Raw genomic sequence first — 25892 nt, 5'->3', positions numbered from 1 at the left:
TCTACCCGCTTCTTTCTTAGTTCTCAAAGTTATTCAGAGAAAAAAGGCGGGTAAAAACAATAATTTATCGGTGTTGCTGATTAAGGGTATGAATTTTAGTCTCACGCAAAGGCGCAAAGGCGCAAAGGTAAGAGTTTTAAAGGTTAAATTTGGGAATTTCATACCTCAATTCAATATGGCTACGCCATTTATCTATAATCCTGTCTTTGAATATCCCGTAATCTCGCTGCATCACGCATACCATAATCAGTGCGAGTAAAGCGATTTAGCTGCATTTCAAAAAATTCCCGATTTGCTTGTAAATGCTGGGGATTTTCATCATCTAAAGGATACAAAAGGGCAGTTCTTAAAGCTTGAATTACCGCCGATGTGACATTATACATCGAACGTTGAAAAGTAATCCCCAATTGAATCAAAATATCCTCTTCTCCTCGACAATGTTCTTGGTAATAATCAACAAGATATTGAGGCAAAAAGTGCAACATATCTTGCATTAATAATGTGGGAGGAATACCCGCTGTACCCACAGGAAAAACATCAGCGTAAAGAATCCCATAATGAAAGTCTTTTTGATCTTCTGGAACTTGTCCCGCTTGGGCATTATAAGACTTTGTGCCTCTAAATGGTGCTGTGCGATAAAAAACAGCTTCTACATAGGGTAATGCGGCTTCATATAGCCAAGTAAAACCTTTAGATTTGGGGATGATTTCATAACATTCACCATCAATATAAACATGATGATAAATCGGACGACCTGCAATAGCAAATATACCATTTATGAGAAAATTCATGGCATCAGGTACACTTTTGAAACCACCTTCATCATAAATATCTGACATTTCAAAAAATACTGGTGCCATGACTTCCCAAAAAAGTCCTAAATTAGAATAATAGGACATCATCCGGCACTGTTCCAAAAACATATCAGGAAACAGTTTATAAAGTCCCGACATGAGGGGGTTTTTCCGAAAATAAGCTTTAATGGCTTTATCAGCATTAGCTTTATATTCTTCGGAATCTAAATAGGCATCAAATTGATTAACAGGTGCATACATTTTGCGATGCCATAACATAGCCTGCATACAAGCTTCCGCAAATTCCATGTTAATTCTGTCATGGAATAAATGATGGAAAATTTTCGGCATTTTGGTAGTTTCACCTTTTTCCATAAATGCCAAAAGTTCTGGGTGTGCAGTGGCTATACCTCGCCAAATTCTTAAATCAGCATCATCCCCGGCATAGTGATTATGTAAGTCTAAATATTCTTGGGGTAGGAAATATTTAAAAGCTGGCAAAGGATCTAAAAATACTCTTTCGGCAATATAAAGTAAGTCTCGCCAATAGAAATCCATTGGTACAGCATAAGCTTTATAAATACCGATAATTTGCATGAGGTTTTCTGGAGTATCTGGCAACATTGAACCGCCAGCTTCTAAGCGATGAATAATTTCTGCAAATTCGTGTTTTGAAGGTGGGATTTTTGTATTTGGTTTAGCTGGAGTTTGTACCATAATATTTTTGTTTTGGTTAATAAAATTTTTTTGATTGCGGAACAGTTTTCTTCTCGTTCCCATACTCTGTGTGGGAATTTCTCGTTCCCATACTCTGTGTGGGAATGAATTCTAGAAGGCTCTGCCTTCAATAATATTAGAATTAGAGGCAGAGCCTCTGTGATAGCATTCCCAGTCGGAGACTGGGAACGAGATAACTACTTCAAGGCAATTACGGTTTTTGCGGTGGTGGGAACTGCCGCTACCATAGCGGTAGTTGTGGTTTCACTCCAACGCACTAACCAAGTGGGTTGTACTCCCAAAAAGATAATTAAGAATGCCAAAATTAGCGCGGGAACTTTTTCATTCCATAATACTCTGGGATAGTAGGCTAGGTTATTTTGCAGTTTGCCAAAACAGGTACGGTTGAGAAGAATAAGAAAATAAACTGCGGTTAAACCAGATGCTACTACACATAAAATTGTGGGAATGGGAAAGCTGGAAAAACTGCCTTGAAAGGAAATAAATTCCGCAATGAAACCTGTTAAACCGGGAATACCAGCACTAGCCATGCCACTTAAAACCAGCAAGGCACTAATTAATGGTAAACCGCGAATAGGACTCATTAAACCACTAAGTTTATCTAATTCTCTTGTCCCAACTTTGGTTTCAATAACTCCGACTAAATGGAAGAGAATAGCGAGAATAATTCCATGACTAAACATTTGGGCGACTGCACCAACTAATGCTAAAGGCGTGGCGGCTGCTGCTGCTAGTAAAATATAGCCCATGTGGCCGATAGAACTATATGCTACCATGCGTTTGATGTCTGTTTGGGCGATCGCTACAACTGCCCCATAAATCGCGCTAATTGCCCCCCAAATTGCTAAAGTTGGGGCGATAATCTGCCAAGTTTGCGGAAACATTCCCAACCCAAATCGCAATAATCCATAAGTTCCCAGTTTTGCTAATATTCCCCCTAGCAAAATAGCAATAGGTGTGGAAGCTTCAACATAAGCATCTGGTAGCCAAGTATGGAAAGGAATTAAAGGAATCTTAATGCCAAAACCTAAAACTATTCCTGCTAATAATACTAATTGCATTCCCGCAGAAATGTTTTGAGTCGCCACAGCATCAAAGGCAAAACGATGAGAACCTGTTAACCATACCATGCCTAAAAATGTGGCCAAAATTAAAGCCCCAGAAATGGCTGTATAAATCAGGAATTTCATGCCCGCATAGGCTCGTTTTTCTCCTCCCCAAATGGAGATTAGTAAATAAAATGGAATTAATTCCAATTCATAAAATAGGAAGAACAAAAGCAAATTTTCTGATAAGAAAGCACCAGCAACGCCACCACTAACAAACAAAATCAGGGAATAAAATAACCGAGGACGTTCTGTATCTTTACTGCTGCTGTAAATAGCAATCCAAGTGAGGAAGCTATTTAATACCAACATTAATATTGATAATCCATCAACTCCTAATTGATAATTTAAACCTAATGTTTCATTCCAAGGTAGATATTCTGTAAATTGCATCCCTGGATTGCTGATATCAAATTTTAACAAAATGAAAATATTCCACAGCAAAACTAAACCTGTGACGATTGAAGATACTAACCGAATCTGACTCGCAGGAACATTTTTTGCTGGATAAAAACCGATGATTATAGCGGCTATAATTGGTAGCCAAATTAAAACACTCAACATATTTATTAATTGGTAATTGGTAATTGGTAATTGGTAATTGGTAATTGGTAATTGGTAATTGGTAATATAGCGGTTCTCGATTGAGTGAGATACAAGAACCCCATCCCCAACCACCTCCAATATCAAAAGTTTATCCTTTTCTTCCCCCCGCTGTGGGGTAGATTATTATCAGCAGTCTAAATCATAGATATTTAGAAAATTAAATTCATGAACTGAATTCCCCAGAAAGGCCATGTCACCCAAGCACCTAAAAAACCGACTCCTAACAGAACTGTTAAGGCATAAAATTGAGTTTGTCCATTGTTACTATATTTCAAGCCTTCACCACCCAATAGAGAGAATAAACCCACAGAGTTGACAATACCATCTATTACAAATCTGTCCAGCATATCGGCAAATTTAGAAAGTTGGGCAACGCCAAAAATAATGGTAACTTTGTAAATTTGAGGGGTGTAAAAATCGTAAGCAAATAAATTTTGTAAACCTTGCCATGGTAAACGAATTGGTTTGGGAATGTTGCCTAAATAGATGATGCTACTAATACTACAGCCGAAGATACTTGACCAAATTAATAGCAGGGCTACGTCTTTATTTAATGTTGCCCAGTCTGGAAGTAATGATAAACTTTGCAACACTAAAGGCAGGTGTAAAACAAAGCCAGATAAAATCATCATTGGTAACACCATTAACCAAATAGCTTCAGGAGAACGTTCACTCATTTGTTTGGGTTTACCACCAAAGATTAAAGCAAATTCTCTAGTTAAACTAAATGTAGTTAAGGCATTAACAAAAATTACTATTCCTACTAAAGTCGGATGTGTTTCCCATAACCCATCAGCTAATTTAAATAATGCCCAAAAACTACCTAAAGGGGGAAAACCAATTAAACCCAATGTACCGACAATAAATGCTATCCCGGACATGGGACGACGTGACCACAATCCACCTAATTGGGTAACATCTTGGGTGACACTATTCCAAACAATGCCCCCGGTACTCATAACTAATAATGCAGCGGATACGGCATGGGTGAGAACTAATAATAATGCGGTTTCATCCTGCTGTGTGCCTACAGCAATAAATATCAAGCCCATGTAAACACTGACAGAATAGGATAAACAGCGTTTAATGTCAATTTGAGCGATCGCAATTAACGCCCCACCAATAGCTGTCACCGCCCCAATCGCCACTATCGCCGAAGATGCCACAGGTGATAAACTAAACACAGGTTGCAATTTAATTAATACCCATGCCCCACTGGCCACTACCACCGAACTCCGCAAAATTGTACTGGGAACAGGTCCCTCCATGGCCTCATCTAACCATAGGTGCAAAGGAAACTGGGCGCATTTACCCATTGGCCCAGCAATTAATCCGAAACAGACTAAAGTGATAATTGTGGGGTCAACATTCGCCGTGGCCGCCCATGCAGTTAACTCTGTATAATTCCAAGTTCCTGAGAGTGTCCAAAGTCCCAAGACACCCATTAATAAAAACAAGTCTCCCACCCGTTTAGTCAAAAAAGCATCACGCGCCCCAGTCACTACCAAGGGTTGACTAAACCACAAACCTACTAATAGGTAAGTTCCCAATGTGAGGACTTCCAGAATTACATAAGTGGAAAATAAATCGTTACACAAAACCAAAGCACAAAGACCAGCTTCAAATAATCCTAATAAGGAAAAGAAGCGTCCCCAACCCCAGTCCATTTCCATGTAACCAATAGCGTATATCTGCGCTAACAAGTTCAAGCCGGTAATAATAATTACTGCCCCGATGCTGACAGCAGAAAGTTCTAAATTAATAGTCAGGTTTAAACCTGCTGTTGATAGCCAAGGAATAAATACTTCTTTAGCTGGATGATTCCAAATAGCAAAGAAAGCAAAGACGGCATGGAAAAAGGAGATAAAGGTCATCACCACGTTGACATATCCCGCCGGTCGAGGACCAGTTTTGCGAATGATCCCCGGCGACCAAGGTATAGCTAAAAGCCCACCTATCAAAGCATAAACCGGAATTAGCCAAACAGTGTCTACTAAATACTGATCCATTAAATTACCTCTATAGTTTGCAGCAAAAATTCAAGAAAACACACCAAATAGGTTTGATCTCTATCAACTTAGTGATGACAGACAATGAAAATTTATCTTTATTTAATATTGTTAGAAATAGCTTACCTTTATCTGTGCCAAAAAAGAATTACCTAATTAAACAAATTCACGATTTCTTTTGTAAAGAATTCTTATATTTCAATCAATTGAATTATCAAATAGCAACTATTACATTTAGTCTATGGATTGTATTTGTCTATAGTATCTATAGTATAGGGGCGGTATTTTCCACCCCGATCAAATTCACACTTTAGCAATTATGTCAAGTTGCAAATTGGGTAAATTACTTGACGCAATGATTACGACTGGGCTGAGTTGACTAACGGGCGCTGGCTTCATATCCCGATAATCAATAATTTGGACAACGATTAGGTATGCAATAGCCAGAAGTATAGAAATTGCACCTGTAATAATCGCAACTATCTGAGAACGGTTCATAAGTGTTTCCTACAAATTAAGTTATTGAGAGACTTATATATCTAGATTGCCATAAATTCTGAAATCAGTTTCATTTGCCAAAATATATCTGAAGCTGATAGGATAATGAAAAAGTTAGATATCAAGAACTCTCAGTAATTCTTTAGCTACATACTCAACCACAGGAACAGGAACAGCATTACCAAACTGTTTTTTAGCAACCTCATCTTTTTTATGGTATTCAAAATTCAGAGGAAATCCTTGTAATTTACAAGCGTGTTTTGCAGTAATGGGTATATATTTCTGCGGTTGATAAATTTTTTCTAAGAAAAGATTTTTATATTCCTGTGGATGACTAGCATGAATAGATACAGTTGCGATATAGTCTTTAGAACCAGTAGCAGTTAAAGTTGGGAAAATTTCAGCAGTCGGTAAAATAATTCTATAAATATTATTAATACCTGTCATATTTTTAGAATTTACAAATTCATATTTATGATCAGATGTTAACCGGAATATTCCTTTTTTAACTAAAATATTTAATTCATTTATCCCTATATCAATTATTCTTTCTCGAAAATTGTCAAAAGATAAAGGATTACCATCTTTATCTCCATATTTTTTACTTCTTCTATATTTAAGAAGTGTTAAGCAAATCATTTTTTCTCTATCACTCGTATTGATAATATCCCAAGAGTGAATTGTTGTATGTCCATTCCTTAAATCAGAAAAAATGAAAAAATCATTTAACTCATCATCTTTTTGAAATCTCGTTCTTGATGGTGGAATTACACCTTTAAATAAAGTATTTGCATCTAGTTTAACTTTTTCAACAAAATTAATATTTTTTAATTCATCCAAAATATCTAGAACTTTTGGGTGAATATTCAAAGGTTTAGGAAATTTATACTCCTGACATCTTTCTATATCCCTTCTAATCCCAACAATAAAAACTCTATCTCTATTTTGAGGTAAACCAAAATCGTAAGCATTAAGAACTTTCCATTTCACGCAATATCCTGTATTTGCTAATTCGTTAAGAATCAGTTCCAAATTATCCCGATTTTTAGGACTTGCTAATCCACTAACATTTTCAAAAATGAATCCTTTCGGTTGATTTTTATTCACTAGTCGAATTACATCAAACCATAATTTTCCTCGCTTGTCTTCAAATCCTCTTAAACAACCGGCAACAGACCAAGGTTGACAGGGAACACCACCGACAATGATGTCAACACTATGTGGAAGTTGACTAATTTTTGTGATATCTCCTAATTCAATTTCATGTTTATTAAAGTAACTAATAAAATTTTGCTGATAAACTTTAACTTACCTTTGGGGGTTAAAGTCCCCTGCTTCTACAAGCAGCGGGTTTTGCGTCGGGGTAAAATCCCCGTTGCAAAACGTAATTCTAAATTCTAAATTCTAAATTCTGCATTCTTTTAATTGCTTGTTTGTCTATTTCAGAATAGCCTAAACATTGACCACCTAATTTATCTAAAGCAATTCTAAATCCACCAATACCAGCAAAAAGATCAATAAAAGTGAATTGTTTTTGATGAGTTACTAATTTTAGAGGTAATTCTACTTGTTTTGATATTGGTGAAAATATAGATTTCATATTTGTTAGCTATTGTATCAACTAACTATTACATAGTTATAAATTTAGTATATCATCAAATACACAGATGGAATTAAATTTTATGTCCCTAACCGAAGAAATTCTTTCCCAACTCCCAGGCGATGTTTTAGGCGGCTTGCATCGTACTGACAGCATATTAGCATCGTTGCGAACAGGTAACGCACCCATACCCAACGTAGTTAAAGAAAATCCCAAAAATTTAGAATCTGTAGAATTTGATGTCATTATCTGCGGTGGAACTTTAGGAATTTTAATCGCTTCTGCTTTAGCTGTGCGCGGTGTGCGCGTAGCGTTATTAGAAAGGGGAATTTTGCGCGGAAGAGAACAGGAATGGAATATTTCTCGCAAAGAGTTAGAAGTATTTCGGGAATTGGAATTGTTGACAGCAGACGAATTAACACAAGCTATCGTCACAGAATATAATCCCGCACGAGTTAGCTTTCAAGGAGGTACAGAAGTTTGGGTAGAAGATGTTCTTAACATTGGTGTCAATCCTATTTATCTCCTCGAAACCTTAAAAACCCGCTTTCTTAAGCTTGGAGGAAAGTTATTTGAAAATACACCATTTAATGATGCAGTAGTTCACCCAAATGGAGTCATAGTCAATAATCAATTTACTGCAAAATTGTTACTAGATGCTATGGGAAATCTTTCTCCCATTAGCCAACAAGCGCGTCAAGGAAAAAAACCAGATGCACTTTGTTTAGTTGTGGGAACTTGTGCTAAAGGATATCCAGAAAATAACTCAGGAGACTTGTTGTTATCTTTCACAGCTTTGGAAAATCAATGTCAATATTTCTGGGAAGCTTTTCCAGCTAAAGATGGTAGAACTACATATTTATTTACTTATATGGATGCCGATGCACAACGGTTGAGTTTGGAAACCTTATTTGATGAATATTTACGCCTGTTACCAGAATATCAAGGTGTGGAAATTAATCGCCTAAATTTTCAACGGGCGTTATTTGGTTTCTTTCCTAGTTATCGTCAAAGTCCTCTGCAAACCCCTTGGAATCGGATTTTACCAGTGGGAGATAGTAGCGGGAATCAATCACCTTTAAGTTTTGGTGGTTTTGGGGCTATGGTACGTCATTTACAAAGGTTAACTTTGGGAATTGCAGAAGCATTAAAAACTGATCAATTATCTGCCCAATCTTTGGCAATATTGCAACCCTATCAACCGAGTTTAAGTGTAACTTGGTTATTCCAAAAAGCGATGAGTGTAGGTGTAAATCAGAAAATTGATCCTAATCAAATTAACCAATTACTCTCCGCTGTATTTGCCCAAATGCAGCAGTTAGGAACACCTATTTTAAAACCTTTTTTACAAGATATTGTTCAGTTTTGGGCGTTAACAAAAACTTTGTTAAAAACTGGTTTATCTCATCCTTTATTAGTTGCGAAAATCATTCCCCAAGTTGGTTTATTGAGTTTGTTGGATTGGATGTTACATTATGTGAATTTAATTGTGTATACTAGTTTGTTCTCTCTAAGTCCAAGATTAGAAATATTAGTTAATAATCTATCACCAGAAAACCGATATTATTGGCATCGGTTAATAGATAAATGGAAGTTTGGTTCTGGTAGTGATTATTCTGAATAATACAGCACTTTCCGGTGTGATGAGGTACATATCCAGCGGGCAAGACTTGTACTGAGCAGTTCGACCTTTCGACAAGCTCAGGGCATCGCAAGCTCACTGTAACACTTGTCGATAGCGCAGCGTGGCGTTAGCCATAGTATGCCCGCACTACAAGAGTTTCATAATTCAAGTTTGTACCTCATTAGAGCGAAATCTGCTGTATCTGGTAAATGGTTATGAATAGAGGTTTTGTGATTTTATCGTCAAATTAGTTTAACGCTCCCATTGACATAGTATTAATATTGATACTATTATTTATTTAACGCTAATCATAAGCATCTTACTTATCCTAATTCTTCAAGTTTAAAGTGCAATAGTTTACCAAGTTGCTTTCTAAGAGGACTCCGTAAAAATTTCCGCGACTATTCAAAAAAAGCCGTAGAGATTGGTCGGTAGTAATTTCACTGAGACTTCGCGGTACTCAGCATGATAAGTTATTTATTTAACTGCAACTTTGTACAAGCCTATGGCACAAATCAAAAAACTCCTTGCAGAATTCAGGAATAATCCTAAAAATGTGAACTTTGCTGATTTAGTGAAAGTTTGTAATCATTATTTTGGAGAAGCCAGACAGCAAGGAACAAGTCATTGTGTCTACAAAACACCTTGGGCTGGAGATCCGCGAGTCAACATTCAAGAAGAAAAAGGAAAAGCAAAGGCTTATCAAGTTAAGCAGGTTTTAGCCGCAATTGAAAAAATTGAGGAAATGGAAGATGGTTAACTATACCCACTACACATATAAAGTTACTTGGTCGGAAGAAGATCAAGAATTCGTGGGATTGTGTGCTGAATTTCCCAGTCTGTCTTATCTTCATAAAGATCAGAATGCTACACTCAAAGGTATTACAGATTTAGTAAAAGATGTAGTAACTGATATGGAATCTAATGAAGAGCTAGTTCCAGAACCTCTTGCAGAAAAAACTTATAGTGGTAAATTCCAAGTTCGTATTACTCCAGAGCTACATCGTAAGTTAGCTATAGAAGCCGCAGAGGAAAAAGTTAGCTTAAATCGCTATGTGAGTTATAAACTTGGATAAAACAAGTTTGTAGTCTAAAGTCCAGCTATAAATGGTTTGATTAGTCCTATATATTTTTTCAGCTATGAAGACAATGGCGGATTTTTTGCATCTCCGTTGTCGCTAAACTTAAATACATTTGCTGTAATTCTGTGGATAAATCAGGGTTTTTGATCAAATGTTCTATCCGGCTTTCAACAGTAGCAATCAAGTTATCTAAGTTTTCGTCAGCAACTATATGTTGTTTCTGTATCTGCTTTAAGTCTGGCTGTAGAGGTAGTTCGGTGGAGTTACTTTGGTTATGGAAAGATTTAGCTTTCTCTGTTTCTAATTGAGCTACAGTTATTTGTAATGTTTCTATGACTCCATACATCTCCAGTGGATCAAATATTCGCAACAAGCTGGTTTGAGTGACGATCGCTAACTTTGCTCCCCAATCCCAGGATACAACTAATCGCTGCACTCGTCGCTGCTGCATTTCTTGATGAGCAGACCAGAGGGAATCTTCTGGACTTAGCAAAAATAATGGTGTACTCATCACTGTTTTTGCTTGAATTTGAGCCAAATTTAATCCCAATGCTTGAAATTGTACGATGTCTCTTTCTGTCACAATTCCTACTGGTTTAAAGGCTGATAAGACATCGTTCCAGGAATCTGTTTTGACTATCACCACGCAACTAACTTGATTTTCCGCCATCATCTGCGCCAAGCTGAGTACGGAGGCTGTAGGTGGTGCATGAATTACCTGAGTTGTCATTACTTCTGACACCCGCCGCATTTTCAGCAAGTTGGTGGGGCGCAAAACTTGCCTAATACTTTCTGGGGAGACAATCCCCACGAGTTGTTCCTCTGCATTGACTATCACCAAGTGGCGAATGCGATATCGTCGAAACAAAAACAGTGCGGCAAAGATATCCCGAAATGCAGTTTCCGCCAAGGTTATGACTGGATGCACCATGACATCAGCTATTTTCACATCAGCAAAATCTCTACCCGCCGCTGTAAGTTTGACAATATCTCGCTCCGTGAAAATACCCAGTATTTCTGTTTCTTCCATGACTAAAATACAACTTGAACGCGTACCTCCCATGGAACTAAAGCCAATTGCTGAATCAAAATCAGGTAATAAACAACTATTACCTCGCGTCTGATTCATTAAATTCACAACATCAATTAGGGAAGTATGGGGCGCAACAACCAGTGGATGCCTATCTATCGCCTCTTCTAAGCAGGGAACGCCAATGAGTGGGTCATCAATTTGCATGGTTGACAATAGCTGATGAAGTTAATTTATGAAGTTTTGTAAAGTTTTTTGTCATATACATATTATTTCTACAAATTTCAGTTATGATACGGGGGATGTAAAGGATAAAACGGGGTAAACAGTTTATATATAAAGGATTGAACGCTCAAAAGGTAAATATGGGATAAAATTTAAAGTTGTCTATCCAAATAGGGCAAAGAAGACATTTTTACGTTGTGGTTCTAAATCAGAGCCAATGTGGGCATCAGTCTTCGTCCATGCCAGAAATCCTCTGTATTTTACCATATAGCCTGTCTAGGACTCTTTTAACTGATACAGGTTGCCACTGACTGCCTCGCTTGGTTGTATATCCTTGCTGGTTAAGCCACGCGGCAATTTGTGGAAGTGATTTTCCTGACTTGTGGTGACGGCGAATTAATTCAATGATCTGTTGTTCAGATGGATTCTCTACTAGTTCACCATTAACTGACTGTTGACCAAAAGCAGGTGAACCATAGCCGGCATAGCCGCCACTGGCAGCTTTCGCTTTCCTGGCTTGGTCTAGCTTTTCCCACAGGTAAGAGTCTTTTGATTTTTCAGTTGCCATAGTTTTGAGAATTCAATCACCTCTGTAGATATGATATCTCAAATATTGGCTATTCCTAGAGGAATCCTATATTTGGCGATTGTATTGGTTGTTGATTTCATCTCATCTTAGGTTGGAAATAGGGGGTGTTTGAATGCGATTGATTTTCTTGGGAGTACCGGGTGCTGGCAAGAGTACCCAGGGGGCAGCACTGTCAAGCCAATGGCAAATTCCGCATATTTCCATGGATGATATATGCCGTCAGGCGATCGCTAAAGAGACTTCTTTCGGCTTAAAAGTCAAGCCGTATATAGAAAGAGGTGATTTAGTTCCAGATGATTTCATTCTTGATATCATCCGCCAACACTTCAGTCATTCCTCTGCCCAACGGGGTTGGATTCTGGATGGATTTCCTAGTAATTTATCCCAGGTGAAACTTCTTGATCAATTACTATTAGAAATCCGGGCTAAAGGCAACACTGCATTATCAGAACAGCCTTACGACCAAGTTTTTAGCTTTTATGTCCCAATTGATGTTTTGGTACAAAGGTTACTGCAACGAGGTCGCTCAGACGATAATCATGAGGTTATTTATAGGCGAATAGAAGTCTATCAGGAGCATTCTACTCCCTTAATTCAGCATTATCGCCAACAAGGTTGTTTAACTGTGATTAATGGCGATCGCCCAGTCGAAATAGTAACTCAGTTTTTACAAGATTCTTTTTCTAAATCTCGTTTAATAGGAAACAAAAAAACTTTAAATGCTAGAAAAAGATTAATCAAAGCAGGAAAACAGATTTTATCTGCATGACACAAAAATAAAGTAAAAGTCCTGAGTATTTTATGCGAAATAAAAGAAAAATCAAAAGATTGAAATTTCTATGGCATCAGGGTTATAGCACTTCTGAGATTGGCTTTACCTCAACAAACAACTTAACTCATGGACATTCCATCTTATCCTTGACAATTTCCAATTTCCCAACCACATAATCACCAATTTTAATTTTTACTGGAGAAACCTATGGCTACTTCTGAAAGTCCGAATGAAACTCTTGTTCAATATATCCAAAAATCAGACTTTGAATCGCTCTTAGAGGCGAAAGAGTTGTTTGTCATGGACTGCACCGCAACTTGGTGCGGACCTTGTAGGATGGTTGCTCCTTTAATGGATCAACTAGCCCAAGAATACAAAGATCAGGCAAAAGTAGTCAAATTAGATGTTGGTGATGGCGAAAATCAAAGCATTGCTAAAAAGTACGGTATTCGCAGTATTCCCGCAGTTATGTTTTTCAATCATGGCGAATTATCAGAAATAGTTGTTGGGGTAGTTCCCTATGAGAAATTCACCACAGCTTTAAACAAAATACTTTCACCTTCTTGAGGGGGTTTCTCCATGCAGAGAGCGTATATATTTCCATGTCCTAATTGCGGTAGTGAAGCAAAACGTCAGTTTTTAACTGATGGAAAACTAGCTCACAAGCATTCTTTGATGAATCAAATTATCCGTACAGAGTGTCCAGTTTGTGACTACCTGATGGTAATGCGCTCTCTGGATGGAAGTGTCATTGAAGCTTACGCACCCGGAATACCAAGTAATTTTCAACCATTAACTACATCTAATCTTTCTCCAAAAGTGTCTGAGCAGCAAATATTAGAAATAAGTGAATCTATTTCAATCTGCTCCATATTTAGACATTTACCCAATCAAAGTCCCACAGACTCATACCCATTACTTTCAGGATTTTAACCATGATCAAAGCTGAAGACATAATGACCACAGAAGTTGTCACAATCCGTGGTTCAGCAACCGTAGCCGAAGCCGTAGCACTGATGAAAGAACGCCATTTGCGATCTTTAATTGTCGAACCTCGCACAGAAAATGACCCCTATGGCATGATCACTGAAACTGATATTGTTTATAAAGTTGGTGCTTATGGTAAAGACTCCAAACAAGTGCGAGTTTATGAAATTATGACCAAGCCTTGTATTGTCGTCAATCCTGAACTTGGTGTGGAGTATGTAGCCCGCTTATTTGCCAATACAGGCATCCGTCGCGCCCCTGTAATTAAAGGTAAGCTATTAGGAATCATCTCAATTACCGATATCCTCAGAAAAAGTGACTTTGTGGAAAACCCAAAAAGCTATTTTGAGATGTATTGTCAAGAATTTCCCAATGCTTTAGAAGCCAGAATTTACGAAGATTAAATCCAAGAATTCATGGTTTTTTGCTCAGTCAAGCATACTCATTTACATAAGAATAATCAGCAATCTGGAGAAGGCTGAAACGGGCTTTTTGCAAATTCATTACAATTCACAAGTTACCCACAAATTTCAATCCAACTATTGACAGGAATTTATAAACCGATGATGAAAGCTGAAGACATAATGACCACAGAAGTGATTACAATTCGTGGTTCAGCAACCGTAGCGGAAGCTGTGGATTTGATGAAATATAAAGGTTTGCGTTCTTTAATTGTGGAACCTCGTACAGAAAATGACCCCTATGGCATGGTCAGTGAAACTGATATTGTCTATAAAGTTGCTGCCTATGGTAAAGACTCCAAACAACTGCGAGTTTATGAAATTATGACTAAGCCTTGTATTGTCGTCAATCCTGAGCTTGGTGTGGAGTATGTAGCTCGCTTGTTTGCCAATACCCGTATTCGTCGCGCTCCCGTAATTAAAGGTAAGCTGTTAGGAATCATCTCAATTACCGATATCCTCAGAAAAAGTGATTTGTTTGAAAATCCAAAACGTATCTTTATTGAGGACGAAATAGAAGTTGCACGGGAAGAAGCGAGAACAATTTGTGCAACTAAGGGCGATTCTTCTCGTGAATGTGCAGCAGCTTGGGATATTATGGAAGAACTTCTGGCAGTAGCATCTGACCAAAGATTAGTGAAGGAGAATGTTGTCGAATAAATATTATTTACCTTGCCTGATTTTCCCAACATCCTCTTAGGGGTAAAGGTTTTCTCTTTGCTTTTTCCCCTTAAATAACAACTATGGGGATAAGTTTTGCACCATAAAATCCACCTAATGCACCAGTCCCCAATATTGCATAAGTGCGTTTATCCATTTTATGTATAAAAAAATATTCAGAAAATCATCAGAATATATTTTATCAGAATTGTCATTAATAAAACTTAAACATGATTTACTATTTTTTAGAACCTTTGGTAGATGAGAGGTAAAGTCAATGCCTGATATTGTTGATATTGCAGTTAGTAATGATGCGTTTAAAACTTTAGTGGCGGCTGTCCAAGCTGCTGGGTTAGTGGAAACATTAAAAAGTCCTGGTCCATTCACCGTATTTGCACCAACTGACGACGCTTTTGCTAAGTTACCCCCAGGCACGATTACAACTTTATTACAAAATATTCCTCAGTTAGCAAGGATTTTAACCTATCACGTCGTGCCTGGTAAGTTAACAAAGGCTGATTTAGCAAAACTTGGTACTGTAACTTCTGTGGAAGGTTCTCCTATTAAAATTAATTGTGATGATGGTTTTGAGGTAAAAAATGCCACAGTTTTAGCAGCAGATATTGATGCTGATAATGGCGTGATTCACGTTATTGATACTGTGATTTTGATGGGTTAATCGGAGAGAGTTTTTCATCTGGGAGACATTGTAGAGACGTTTCTGACAGCGTCTCTATCATTAATAAATTTAGTTGCCAAGGCTAATTCTTTAAAAATTGTTACATAAATGGCGTAATTACTCACTTTTAAGGTACTATGATTTTATTAATGATATTATTGATAATAAAACTTAATAATAAGAACCTACAATTATCCCCAAAAATTAATGTTAGATTTCAACACCTTAATCGAATTTTCCCGCAACAACTGTATAGGCATTTGTGCCTTTCTTGTTCCAGCTAATATCCTGACAACCTTATTCACAATTGTCCTCACCTTCCTAAATCGTCCCATGCTTCAGGTGTGGATATCTGTTGGATTTGCTTGTCTGTTTGCTAGTATCATGCTTCTGCACGTTTACACTTGGTTCATGATTGGTGTAGTTATGCCACCAACTTATATTTTGTTATCCCTAGCAATTACCTGTTTATTAACTAATCTTTTGGTAATTATGTGGCGAAAAAATTCTCCACAATTGTTTTCTTTTGGTAAGTAATTACAACAGAAGTCAGAATTTCACGATTGCTATAAACCTGATATTTGACTTTTTTATAACCTGTTAGAATAGTAGTAAAAAATAAAAATTACTATTCTGACTATTAGTAATAGCTGTTAGTTAACTAACAGCTATTTTCTAATTTTAATGACCCCAATATTTTCCGTTATAACCACTCTTGGAATTGTTGTGAGAGTAATTGTTTTTATGAGACCAACAACTATGATAACCTCCACCAATAACATTTTGTACTTCCTCATTAGCTAGTTCATTGAGAAAACTAGCGGGATCATTAAATAAATCATAACCGATAGGAAGTAGTGCAGATATTTGGATATTAGCCATGATAATTCCTCCTTGATATCTCGTCTTGATCAAATACAATTTAATAGTCAAAATAGTAATAAAAAATAAAAATTACTATTTTGACTATTCGTAATAGCTGTGAATTAACTAACAGCAGCAACCCCAGCAGCAACAGTTCTTATAACCACCATAACCTCTACCATAACCACCATAACCTCCACCATAAACATCTTGTACTTCCTCGGTAGCTAATTCATTCAGAAAACTAGCAGCATCATTAAATAAATCATAATTGGCAGGAAGTAGTGTGGATATTTGGATATTAGTCATGATAATTCCTCCTTTATATATCGTCTTGATATCAAACAAATAAGATTAGACTTGATATTGACTAACCTTACTTTTGATTCTTCCAAAAATAATCCATAAATTCAAGGCTTTGATCTCAATGGATAAGACTTTATTGAAATATTTTTGTCTAGCTATTGATAACAATTAATGGTTTATTTTCATTCGTTAAACGACTTTTTAGATTGTTTTTTGCTATATGGTAGAGATGTTTTATGCAACATCTCTACAAAAGATGTAATTTTCTTGTGGATGATATTTCTGAGAAAATACCGACTTAATTAAGTTTGTTTTGTCTAAACTATAGCAAATAGACAACATATTGAAAATACAATTTTCAACTCTTTTTAATTGGTGAATTCTGCCCGTAATTGGTTGACAACTCGATCTAATCCCACAGAATGGGCTGCTTTGAATAATAAGCGATCGCCTGTTTGCATAAATGTTTTTAATCTTGTTACCAAATCGGTATGATTAGTGAAACATTCACAAGATATATTATCGGCACTATTAGCCATAATTTCCGCATCTTTACCATCAACTAATACTAATAATCCATCAAGATGCAAACTTTTGACCATTTCCCCGACTTTTTGATGAAGTTCTGGGGATCTTTCTCCTAATTCCTTCATTGCCCCTAAAACCGCAATTTTCCGCTTTCCGGGTGTGTCTGCTAACAACTGCAAAGCCGCTAACATGGCTTCTGGGGCGGCATTATAGGTTTCATCTAAAATCACCACATCATTAGCTAAAGTGAAGCGTTGACTTCTACCTGTGGGCATATTTACCATGACCCCAGATTGTAATAATTGCCAATCAATTTCTAATACCTTAGCTACTGCTAAAGCTGCTAAAAAATTGGTAGCATTATGACGACCAGGTAAAGGTAAAGGTAAACGGATGCCAGCAACTTCTACAGTTTCACTATCAATTAATTTTCCTTGGATATCACCACCAGAAAAGCCATAACTGATAACTTTACCCTGCCAAAATTTCGCTGCTGTTGTCATTAATAGGGGGTTATCATGATTAAGAATGGCGATACTATCATTTGGCATTGTTGCTAATAATTCACACTTAGCTTCAGCAATGGCTTCTTCTGAACCAAGTAACTCAATATGTGCAGTTCCCACATTGGTGATTACCCCAATTGTCGGTTTAGCAATTTCTGTCAGTTCGGCAATTTGTCCCCTGCCTCGCATTGCCATTTCAATCACAGCAAAGTCATTTTCTCGACCCATTTCTAACAAGGTTTTGGAGACTCCTATTTCATTATTAAAATTCCCGTAGGTTTTATGAACTTTTCCTTTTGTGGCTAAAACTGCGGCAATTAGTTCTTTAGTTGTAGTTTTCCCTACTGAACCTGTGATGCCAATTACAGGAATAGTAAAGCTTTCACGCCACCATTTAGCAATTTGTTGATATGCCTTTAAAGTATCTTTAACCCGCAAAACTGGAAAACCGGGATTTTCGTAAGCATGATCAACTATGGCAACTATAGCCCCTTTAGCGATCGCTGTCGCGACAAAATCATGTCCATCAAACTTTTCTCCTCGCAAAGCCAAAAAGACTTCACCCGGTTGCAAAATGCGAGTATCTGTTTGTATCCCCATCCCCAACTGAGTTAAGGTAGACGCAGATACATTCACCGATTCAGCTTGAAGTTCTTCAAGCAGTTGAGAGATAGTGATAGAGACTGACATATTGATAAATGACAGGGTATTTTAAAGCTATTTACATTAACATTTTTTGTGTCATTTTCAATAAAATTTAAAATCTCCACCTTGGCGGCATTTTCCTTATAAACCTATATTAGGGTTGTTAGGGTTATTAGATTTTGGTGCATCGAAAAGCTCTAATTGATTAGTAGTCGAATTATATCGGTATTTTAAACCAGTTAAAGGAGGTCTAGGCTCAACACAGTATTCTTTATTGCCAAACATAATTGATACTACTTGTCTACCAGGTTCACAAGCTGTAGGATTGTATCCGAAATTTTGAATAATCTGCAAATTTCGGTCATTGGAGGAGATTTTTGCTGGCTCAGATTGGGGGATTGTCTCCGTGTCACTTGAGATAACTTTCCCTTTGGTTAACTGCAAATAAGTTTTAATAGGAATGCCGGCATTAAATCCCGATTTAGTAGCATCTGCAAGTCCGTGAATGGCTACAAGATTGCCATTAATATCAAATACACCTCCTCCACTATTACCAGTCAAAGTATTGGCATCATAAACCAAACTATAACCATTTCGGAGATTCTGATTAAAAACAATTCTCCCTCCTGTAAAAGCAAAGTCTCTATCTGCACCTTTTTTGCCAAATACGGCTGGAAAACCAGCAACAAAAATGTCTGTACCAATTTCCAATGGCTTATCTTCAATAACAACAGGACGATAATATTCTGAGTCTGGAGCTTGAAATGTAATAATTGCTAAATCAACTCCATTTTGATCTGTCTGTAAAACTTGACGATTTTTCATAACATACTCTTTCCCTGTGTAGGTACGAATTGAGTAATTGATATCTTGAGAGCAATTAATCTTCCCTGGTCGTTTTATGGCACTACAAACAACATGATTGGCAGTTAATACAGTGTAAATATTATTTTCTTCGTCAATAATCACTCCTGAACCTCCAGGAGAACCATTATCTTTGCTATTGATTTGGACTATAGATTCTCTGACATTTTCGGCGATTCCTTGAGGTACACTGTTAGCTAATGCTGGAATAGTCATAGCCATTGCTGTTATTGCCAAAAACACCCTAGTTAATTGATTAGTTATTAAAAGCATATTCAATATTTTTGATTTTTTTTCAGTAATTATGTAAATTTTGCTCAACTAGATTTTGTGTCTCCATAAAATCAATGACTTTAGTAATAGGAATAGCCCAACTTAAAGAGTCTATTTTTGCATAAATTTGTTGATTAGGTACAGAACCATCAGTAAAAGCCTTAATCCCCTGGAAGGGATACTTTAATAAGCCATTAATTGCTATTAATTCTCCTTTTTGATTTAAAAGTGGTCCACCGCTCATCCCTTGCCTAACATCATTAGTATAACCAACTTGGTAACCTCCAGGAAGTGTTTTCGCAAGTTGCATTTCGATCTTTCCCGTTGTTAAATGAAAAGCTCTAATTCCCCAATTACGAGTTTCTTCAAATCTGGTAATTTTGTTTCCTTCTCGGATAAAATTCCAGGCCGGAAACCCTGCTGCATATACTTTTTCTCCCTCTAGTATTTTTGGTAATTTCTGCAATTCTACTACTTGATAGTTTTGTTTGCTAGTAAATTCTACCAATGCCAAGTCCAAGGTCGCAATTTTAACTTGAGTCCTATCCCGTGCTGAATACAGCTTACCATCAACCGTCATGACTTGATAGCCATTTTTAGGGTTATCTGCCACTACATGATGATTTGTTAGTGCTAGATAAGTTTGCCCATAACGCTTAATAATTACTCCTGATCCAGAACCAAACTTAGTGATAATTCTGACAGTTACTTGTTTGGCAATTTCTGAGGCATTGACATTGATTGTCTGGACTGAATTTCTCAAATCTTGCTCAGATAAAGTTACAGCTTGAGCATTTGAGTCCAGAAAAAACTTACTCATAAATATAGTCAGGAGTAATAATAAAAAAGATTTTTTATATAAGAAAAAAATATGATTGATCATGCAATAATTTTCCGAAAATTGATAAAAAATGACAAAAAAATAAGTAGGAATCAGGGTTCAGTATTTTTCGCTAAACCCTGACAAAATAATCAACTAAAATTTTGGAGTTGCAGATTTACGATTTGCATTACCCATAGTTGCTTTTTCCCAATCTCCTAAATTTACTTGAACACGATTATCAGTTGTTTCTAAAATTGCAGTCGCGCTCGAACCTTCACGGCTAATTTTCACGATTTGGGACAGAATTTCTTCTGCTTTTTCAGCATTTTCCGGTTTCAGCGTCAGAAGAACATTGTTTTTATTACAACCACTATCTGTCATCGAGACTACACAAATTACGGTACTACCACTAACCTTGCCAGTCATTAAAACGACATCTTTCAAACTACCACCACTGTCAGCTACAGCTTTATTCAATTTTGGTGTGACGATACCGCAACGTTTTTGTGGACTATACTTTCCACCAAAAGCATCAGCACCCTTTTTAGTCCAAATAATTAAAGGAATTGGCTGTCCACCGGGACGTTGACCAATTGTAGCCACGTTACCATTATTTTCCGCAACGCAACTAAATTTAGTACCATTGACCGCTGAATCACTAACCCCTGCATTATCAACGGGTACATTATTGACTGAATTATCTACAGGAGGCTTGGCTTGGACTGTGGACGTTAATCCTAAACCACTAGATAGAGTTAAAGTTGCAATTAATACGGGGGCAGCTAATGGAAATTTCATAGTTTAATCCTAAATCTTACAAATGTAGAAACGAAGTTTTTGGGTACAACTTTTCCAGAGAAAATACTGCATCAATATTTTAATACACAGAGGCAACAGATTGACTTATGACTTAGATAATTACTAGCCTCTTTTTCGCGGAGGATGGCATTGCAGCGAAGTTAAGAGTCTGAGTTTACCATAAGTCCGATTATATTGGTAGCTTCCCGCAGTTAAACCAGGATGGGGGTTAACACAGTATTGTTTGCTATCAATAATAATTGTAATTATACCATGTCTATGTTGAAAACCATAGTTATTGAAAGTATTGAAATTTCTGCGTAAAGCTTTGTTAAGATTGCAGCACCTATTCACGTTCAAAATTTCCCCATTGGTTACAAACCATTTATGGGTTATGAAGGTACAAATCAAATCACTGATTTAATCTACAATTCCTTCACTTTGGGAATGGAAGATAACTTATTAGAAATCTTTGGTGGACACGATATAAAAGAAGTGATTACCAAAGGAATTTCTGCGGAATCTGGTTTGAATTGGACAAAAGACGGCCAAGCAGAATTGAATAAAATTCCTGGTTTTGTGCGCGGGAAAGTGAAGCGAAATACTGAAAAGTTTGCCCGTGAGCGTGGGTTTAAGGATATTTCGGCTGAGGTTTTGTATGCAGCTAAGGAGTCTGTAGGGGCGTAGGTTTGGGGGTTAGTTAAGAAGATTAAGCGGTAAGGATTCATTGATGATCTTTACCTCTCAATCTCCTTTGCAAAATAGTTGACAAATTACTATTTATAAAGCACAATAAAGATTATTATTAAAAATTATTAAAAATACTTAAGTAGGTCGGCGTTAAAAAATCAATCTATGTAACGAAATATAAATTAACGAATACCTTATAAATAGGGTGTTTCACGGTTTTTACAAAACTAAACATATATCGATTTTATTGGGCCGACTTACTTATAATGACAGAATTAAATAAACAGCAGGATAAGGTCTCACTCTTAGCAGCACTCCGTAAAAATGGGATTAAGCACACACCAGAGGAGGTAAAGAGTATAGCTCAAACTCCTGATGGTAAAATTGTCTTTTTAGAAAAAGGAACATCTGAAGCAGGGCTTCAACATATATTAGAAGAACATTCTTCACAATTTGCGGGTCAAGGAATAGAAGCAGACCAAATACCAGATGCAATTATTACAGCAGTAATAGAAGGTAAAATAGTTGGTTATCAAGGAAGAAAAAAACGCCCTATTTATGAAGTTAACTTTAATGGTAAAACCCATTACATCTCTGTGACTGTAAGCGATAATGGATATATAGTTGGGGCTAACCCCAGGACTTCCCTATAACTCAATACGGTTCAGTTAACTAAATCACAAGGGGTTGAAACCATTGAAATTTCGTTACCTAATAGTATCTGAAAAACCCTTAACTGAACCCTATTCTCCTATAACTTGGTAAACTCACTATGGCAGACAAAATCAAACTCATGGCCGATTATGGATGCTACCCACTATGGTGGGCTAGTTATGATAAAGCTGGAGATATTGACCCTCAAACACTGCTACTAAGCAAAGAAACAATTAGCCGCTTAGAAAAATGGGCAGATATTTATGATGCGAAATTAAACTGGGAAGATCCTAATTCATCAGGTTTTCCCAGTTTAGAGGCTAAAGCGGCTTTTGAAGCAGAAGGTATTAGTTTATGGAAGCAACTACAAAAAGAACTTGCACCTAATTATGAAGTTTTCTATTTCAGTGAAACTTTACGTAAAGTTGTTACTGACATGAAGGAATTAGACTCTTTGCGTGTTATCTATGCTTAAAATACTTCAAATACGTCAGTGTGAGCATAATGTTTAGAATTTATCTAGAACGTTCTTGCTTACACTTTGGACAAAGACTACTATTCATCGTTATTTTAACATGGGATGAAAACACTCTCTTGCACTCAGGATTATTGCATGAAGCTACATAATTACCTTGCATAATATGTACGACTTCTCGCTCTAAGAGAATTGGGTCATGGTCAAACTTAAAATTACTCAATTCAAAAGATGAAGCTTAAGTTGATTCATCATATTGTTCAGGAGTAATCGTTACCAAAATCAATTTTTTTGTATAGTCTGGAATAATTGTTTTTATTCCTGGTAAAATATCTAAATCCCCTGCAATAACAACTTGAATATCTGTTTCTGTTAGACCTATCAGGGTATGCTCAACTAGCCTAGCAACCAGGGATGTATCAACCATTTTTTCCTGATACCTGAATTCGTTTAAAGCTTTACACATCCAAGGTTTCAAGGTAACGTGGTGTACACCTGAAATATCAAAGCCAGCATTTTCTGATGATTTTATAAATGTTTCTCTTGCATTTACATTTCTTTTAAATTTTTCTATAAAAGCATCAATATCTTTAATATTTTTTAGATGCTCATTATTCTCAGTATGCCATTTACGAATTTGATTTTCTTCATAATCAAATATTGCTGAAAATAGATAAAAATCACCTTTCTCAATTGAAAAAATTTCAAAACTTTTTATAAGCTTATCTTGTATTAATTTAATTAACTTATTGAAATCCAAGTTGAAATTCCTGTCTTTTTGATACGTTCTTTGAGACAAAGCTTTGTTAGCCCCACAGATTTTAAATAACCAGCTACCATCAACAAAAACATTAAACTTCATAGTAAACACCCGTTAAATTAAATGAACTTTTCTATTTTTCCGCTTTTGAGAAAACATACTGTACAGTATGTCATTGTATCAACATTATTATAAAGCTGCGTGTGCCATTTATTATTAATTTTTTATTAATTTTTTTCTTCTGGCAAAAGTCGTCTCAAGACGACTAGAATAATCTTTGAGTCCGTTTTAACGGACTTCGGCTATGAGACTGGGAATTAATTCCCAGACGGGTGAGAAAGCTTAACAGATGCTCGTAATAACCTAGCTGACATCTGCGCTCAAGTAGTTGCAGATAGATAAGTAATGATGATTACCCAACCTGATGGTGCAAACCTCCCCCCTCTTGCTGCTGACGAATTAGAAAGTTGATTAGAAACAACTCATTTACTGCGCTCATCTCAAAATGCAGCGCGTCTTTTAACTGCTTTAGAAAGAGCAAAAACCAGAACTTTAAAACCGCAAAGTATCAACGAAATGTAAATATTGCATAATAAAATGAACCTTAGTGCAAATTTTAAGTTAGATAAAAGATCAGATTTTTGTGAAAATTACTGAAAAATTAAACATTAAGTAACTTTAAAGACAGAAAAAAGTAGCAAATAATACGAATTATATTTAATTAAGACTAATATTGTAGACACAGAGGAGCGAAAATAAATGTTCAAAAAAGTAGTCATTATTGGGTGTTTAACCCTATTTCTGTTGGTAGGGTTATTAACAGGAAATGCCCTTGCAGAAGCCGCTGCTGCACCCCCTCCTAATTCAGGTGATACAGCATTTATGCTGATTTCATCAGCCTTAGTATTGCTAATGACACCGGGATTAGCCTTCTTTTATGGTGGGTTTGTGCGATCGCATAATATCCTCAACACATTGATGATGAGTTTTGTGTTGATGGGCATTGTCGGAGTCACCTGGATTCTCTGGGGTTATAGCCTTTCATTTGCCCCTGGGTTGCCCTTTATCGGTGGTTTGCAGTGGTTTGGGTTAAACGGTGTCGGCTTAGAAACAACAGGCTATCTGCAAGGTTCAGCCCCTGCGGAAGTTGTTTCTTATGCAGGGACAATTCCCCATCAAGCATTCATGATCTATCAAGCCATGTTTGCAATTATTACCCCAGCCTTAATTTCGGGAGCGATCGCCGAACGGATGAGTTTCCGCGCCTATTGCCTATTTGTCCTGCTCTGGTCAACTTTCATCTACACACCCCTGGCACACATGGTTTGGGCAAAAGGAGGATTTTTAAGTTTATATGGCGGCATCGGCGCTCTAGACTTTGCTGGTGGGACAGTAGTGCATATTAGTTCCGGTGTGTCAGCATTGGTAGCAGCAATTGTTCTCGGCCCCAGAAAAAACTATCCAGATCGTCTTAGCCCTCCCCATAACGTCCCCTTTATTTTGTTAGGTGCTGGCTTACTTTGGTTTGGCTGGTTCGGTTTTAATGCTGGTAGCGCCTTATCCGCAGGAACAGTAGCTACCGTAGCCTTTGTTGCTACCAATACATCAGCCGCCGCTGGGGGATTAATGTGGTTAATTTTAGAAGCCACATTACGGGGAAAACCCACCGCAGTAGGCGCGGCCACAGGTGCGGTAGCTGGTTTAGTTGGGATCACCCCAGCCGCCGGATTTGTCACACCTCTAGGAGCAATTCTCATCGGTTTTATTACCGCCTTCTTCTGCTTCTATGCTGTCAGTTTCAAGCACAAATTGCGGATTGATGATGCCTTAGATACCTATTTCGTTCATGGCGTTGGTGGGACGATTGGCGCAATTTTAACAGCTATTTTGGCGACAACCGAAGTTAATAGCGGCGGTAAAGATGGGGTATTGCGTGGTAACTTCGGTGAATTATTTGTAGAATTAGGAGCGATCGCCCTAGCCTATATCATTGCGGCTGTCGGGACTTGGATCATTCTCAAAATTATTGCGGCTACAATTGGTTTACGAGTTCCGGATCAAACTGAAGATCAAGGTTTGGATATTAACGAACACGGAGAAGAAGGTTATAACCCACATTCCGCACCCCAAACTGTCACAGATCAAAAAAGCCCTTAAAGTAGTACATAATAACTAAAGTCAATTCAAAAATTAAGATGCTTAATGAGAATAAGTAGCATTAAAAGGGACGTGGTGTGATAAAGTGA

General features: G+C 37.1%; 28 protein-coding genes and 1 pseudogene. 14 read left to right on the top strand and 15 right to left on the bottom strand.

Translation table 11 applies throughout. The features are described from left to right. Positions 1–188 precede the first annotated feature (188 nt). The 6 genes from PN450_RS15260 to PN450_RS15235 form a co-directional block, all read right to left on the bottom strand. Complete coding sequence (locus tag PN450_RS15260) at positions 189–1511, bottom strand: CO2 hydration protein (RefSeq protein ID WP_271836825.1); 1323 nt, start codon at positions 1509–1511, stop codon at positions 189–191. Between the two features lie 197 nt (positions 1512–1708). Next, positions 1709–3202, bottom strand: coding sequence for an NADH-quinone oxidoreductase subunit M (locus tag PN450_RS15255; RefSeq protein ID WP_271836824.1), 1494 nt, complete (start codon positions 3200–3202; stop codon positions 1709–1711). Positions 3203–3393: 191 nt separating this feature from the next. Then, positions 3394–5253: an NAD(P)H-quinone oxidoreductase subunit F gene (locus PN450_RS15250; RefSeq protein WP_271836823.1), complete on the bottom strand. Its 1860-nt coding sequence runs from the start codon at positions 5251–5253 to the stop codon at positions 3394–3396. Between the two features lie 303 nt (positions 5254–5556). After that, positions 5557–5751: a hypothetical protein gene (locus PN450_RS15245; protein ID WP_015079417.1), complete on the bottom strand. Its 195-nt coding sequence runs from the start codon at positions 5749–5751 to the stop codon at positions 5557–5559. 114 nt (positions 5752–5865) lie between these two features. Next, complete coding sequence (dcm, locus tag PN450_RS15240) at positions 5866–6996, bottom strand: DNA (cytosine-5-)-methyltransferase (RefSeq protein ID WP_417033752.1); 1131 nt, start codon at positions 6994–6996, stop codon at positions 5866–5868. 145 nt (positions 6997–7141) lie between these two features. After that, complete coding sequence (locus PN450_RS15235; RefSeq protein ID WP_271836822.1) at positions 7142–7351, bottom strand: DNA cytosine methyltransferase; 210 nt, start codon at positions 7349–7351, stop codon at positions 7142–7144. 82 nt (positions 7352–7433) lie between these two features. Between PN450_RS15235 and PN450_RS15230 the strand changes: the two genes are divergently transcribed. The 3 genes from PN450_RS15230 (at position 7434) to PN450_RS15220 (ending at position 10051) form a co-directional block, all read left to right on the top strand. Next, positions 7434–8975, top strand: a complete 1542-nt coding sequence (locus tag PN450_RS15230; RefSeq protein WP_271836821.1) for an FAD-dependent oxidoreductase — start codon at positions 7434–7436, stop codon at positions 8973–8975. A gap of 505 nt (positions 8976–9480) precedes the next feature. After that, on the top strand, positions 9481–9735 hold the full coding sequence (locus tag PN450_RS15225; RefSeq protein WP_213798591.1) for a toxin HicA: 255 nt from the start codon (positions 9481–9483) through the stop codon (positions 9733–9735). After that, a complete protein-coding gene (locus PN450_RS15220) occupies positions 9728–10051 on the top strand; it encodes a type II toxin-antitoxin system HicB family antitoxin (RefSeq protein WP_213798590.1) in 324 nt (107 codons plus the stop codon). Before PN450_RS15225 ends, PN450_RS15220 begins: the two co-directional genes overlap by 8 nt. Positions 10052–10109: 58 nt before the next feature. On the opposite strand, the gene PN450_RS15215 is transcribed toward PN450_RS15220, so the two are convergent. Both PN450_RS15215 and PN450_RS15210 read right to left on the bottom strand, forming a co-directional pair. Continuing rightward, positions 10110–11294 (bottom strand): CBS domain-containing protein, encoded by a 1185-nt coding sequence (locus PN450_RS15215; protein WP_271836820.1) that lies wholly within the window; start codon positions 11292–11294, stop codon positions 10110–10112. A 244-nt stretch (positions 11295–11538) separates the two neighbouring features. Next, positions 11539–11880 carry a recombinase family protein gene (locus tag PN450_RS15210; protein WP_015079420.1) on the bottom strand — a complete coding sequence of 114 codons (342 nt, stop codon included), beginning with the start codon at positions 11878–11880 and terminating at the stop codon, positions 11539–11541. Positions 11881–12013: 133 nt separating this feature from the next. Between PN450_RS15210 and PN450_RS15205 the strand changes: the two genes are divergently transcribed. The 7 genes from PN450_RS15205 (at position 12014) to PN450_RS15175 (ending at position 15997) form a co-directional block, all read left to right on the top strand. Next, positions 12014–12670, top strand: a complete 657-nt coding sequence (locus tag PN450_RS15205) for a nucleoside monophosphate kinase (RefSeq protein WP_148761980.1) — start codon at positions 12014–12016, stop codon at positions 12668–12670. A 210-nt stretch (positions 12671–12880) separates the two neighbouring features. Beyond that, positions 12881–13240, top strand: coding sequence for a thioredoxin family protein (locus PN450_RS15200; protein ID WP_015079422.1), 360 nt, complete (start codon positions 12881–12883; stop codon positions 13238–13240). 12 nt (positions 13241–13252) lie between these two features. After that, positions 13253–13606, top strand: coding sequence for a hypothetical protein (locus tag PN450_RS23955; protein ID WP_334311494.1), 354 nt, complete (start codon positions 13253–13255; stop codon positions 13604–13606). A 2-nt stretch (positions 13607–13608) separates the two neighbouring features. Continuing rightward, a complete protein-coding gene (locus PN450_RS15190; RefSeq protein WP_015079424.1) occupies positions 13609–14064 on the top strand; it encodes a CBS domain-containing protein in 456 nt (151 codons plus the stop codon). 159 nt (positions 14065–14223) lie between these two features. Further along, positions 14224–14781, top strand: a complete 558-nt coding sequence (locus PN450_RS15185; protein WP_271836819.1) for a CBS domain-containing protein — start codon at positions 14224–14226, stop codon at positions 14779–14781. A gap of 277 nt (positions 14782–15058) precedes the next feature. Then, complete coding sequence (locus tag PN450_RS15180) at positions 15059–15460, top strand: fasciclin domain-containing protein (RefSeq protein ID WP_015079427.1); 402 nt, start codon at positions 15059–15061, stop codon at positions 15458–15460. Positions 15461–15667: 207 nt separating this feature from the next. Further along, positions 15668–15997 (top strand): hypothetical protein, encoded by a 330-nt coding sequence (locus PN450_RS15175; protein WP_015079428.1) that lies wholly within the window; start codon positions 15668–15670, stop codon positions 15995–15997. Between the two features lie 144 nt (positions 15998–16141). Here the strand turns inward: PN450_RS15175 and PN450_RS15170 are convergent, their stop codons facing one another. The 6 genes from PN450_RS15170 to PN450_RS15145 all read right to left on the bottom strand — a co-directional run bounded on the left by PN450_RS15170 (position 16142) and on the right by PN450_RS15145 (position 21067). Continuing rightward, positions 16142–16342 carry a hypothetical protein gene (locus PN450_RS15170; protein WP_148761985.1) on the bottom strand — a complete coding sequence of 67 codons (201 nt, stop codon included), beginning with the start codon at positions 16340–16342 and terminating at the stop codon, positions 16142–16144. A gap of 108 nt (positions 16343–16450) precedes the next feature. Then, positions 16451–16633 (bottom strand): hypothetical protein, encoded by a 183-nt coding sequence (locus PN450_RS15165; RefSeq protein ID WP_271836818.1) that lies wholly within the window; start codon positions 16631–16633, stop codon positions 16451–16453. 365 nt (positions 16634–16998) lie between these two features. Further along, on the bottom strand, positions 16999–18354 hold the full coding sequence (locus PN450_RS15160; protein ID WP_271836817.1) for a UDP-N-acetylmuramoyl-tripeptide--D-alanyl-D-alanine ligase: 1356 nt from the start codon (positions 18352–18354) through the stop codon (positions 16999–17001). A 96-nt stretch (positions 18355–18450) separates the two neighbouring features. Then, the gene (locus PN450_RS15155) at positions 18451–19446 is read right to left on the bottom strand and encodes a S1 family peptidase (RefSeq protein WP_271836816.1); all 996 of its coding nucleotides are present in this window, start codon (positions 19444–19446) and stop codon (positions 18451–18453) included. A 22-nt stretch (positions 19447–19468) separates the two neighbouring features. Next, positions 19469–20266 (bottom strand): S1 family peptidase, encoded by a 798-nt coding sequence (locus tag PN450_RS15150; RefSeq protein ID WP_246863090.1) that lies wholly within the window; start codon positions 20264–20266, stop codon positions 19469–19471. A gap of 156 nt (positions 20267–20422) precedes the next feature. Beyond that, positions 20423–21067 carry a COP23 domain-containing protein gene (locus PN450_RS15145; RefSeq protein ID WP_271823403.1) on the bottom strand — a complete coding sequence of 215 codons (645 nt, stop codon included), beginning with the start codon at positions 21065–21067 and terminating at the stop codon, positions 20423–20425. Between the two features lie 336 nt (positions 21068–21403). Between PN450_RS15145 and PN450_RS15140 the strand changes: the two are divergent. From PN450_RS15140 to PN450_RS15130, 3 genes and pseudogenes are all read left to right on the top strand, one after another. Then, positions 21404–21754: pseudogene (locus PN450_RS15140) on the top strand (ferredoxin:protochlorophyllide reductase (ATP-dependent) subunit B); the annotation flags it as partial. 269 nt (positions 21755–22023) lie between these two features. Next, positions 22024–22410, top strand: coding sequence for a hypothetical protein (locus PN450_RS15135; protein WP_148761995.1), 387 nt, complete (start codon positions 22024–22026; stop codon positions 22408–22410). Positions 22411–22529: 119 nt separating this feature from the next. Then, positions 22530–22886 (top strand): hypothetical protein, encoded by a 357-nt coding sequence (locus tag PN450_RS15130; protein ID WP_148761997.1) that lies wholly within the window; start codon positions 22530–22532, stop codon positions 22884–22886. Between the two features lie 238 nt (positions 22887–23124). Here the strand turns inward: PN450_RS15130 and PN450_RS15125 are convergent, their stop codons facing one another. Then, on the bottom strand, positions 23125–23748 hold the full coding sequence (locus PN450_RS15125) for a hypothetical protein (RefSeq protein ID WP_271836815.1): 624 nt from the start codon (positions 23746–23748) through the stop codon (positions 23125–23127). 657 nt (positions 23749–24405) lie between these two features. On the opposite strand from PN450_RS15125, the gene PN450_RS15120 reads away from it, so the two are divergent. Further along, complete coding sequence (locus PN450_RS15120) at positions 24406–25803, top strand: ammonium transporter (protein WP_271836814.1); 1398 nt, start codon at positions 24406–24408, stop codon at positions 25801–25803. The last annotated feature ends 89 nt before the right edge of the window (positions 25804–25892 follow it).

Origin of the sequence: Dolichospermum lemmermannii CS-548, assembly GCF_028330815.1 — a bacterium.
Classification (GTDB): domain Bacteria; phylum Cyanobacteriota; class Cyanobacteriia; order Cyanobacteriales; family Nostocaceae; genus Dolichospermum; species Dolichospermum lemmermannii.
Note: the sequence above shows the minus strand (reverse complement) of the source record. Positions and strands in the feature narration are given on the sequence as shown.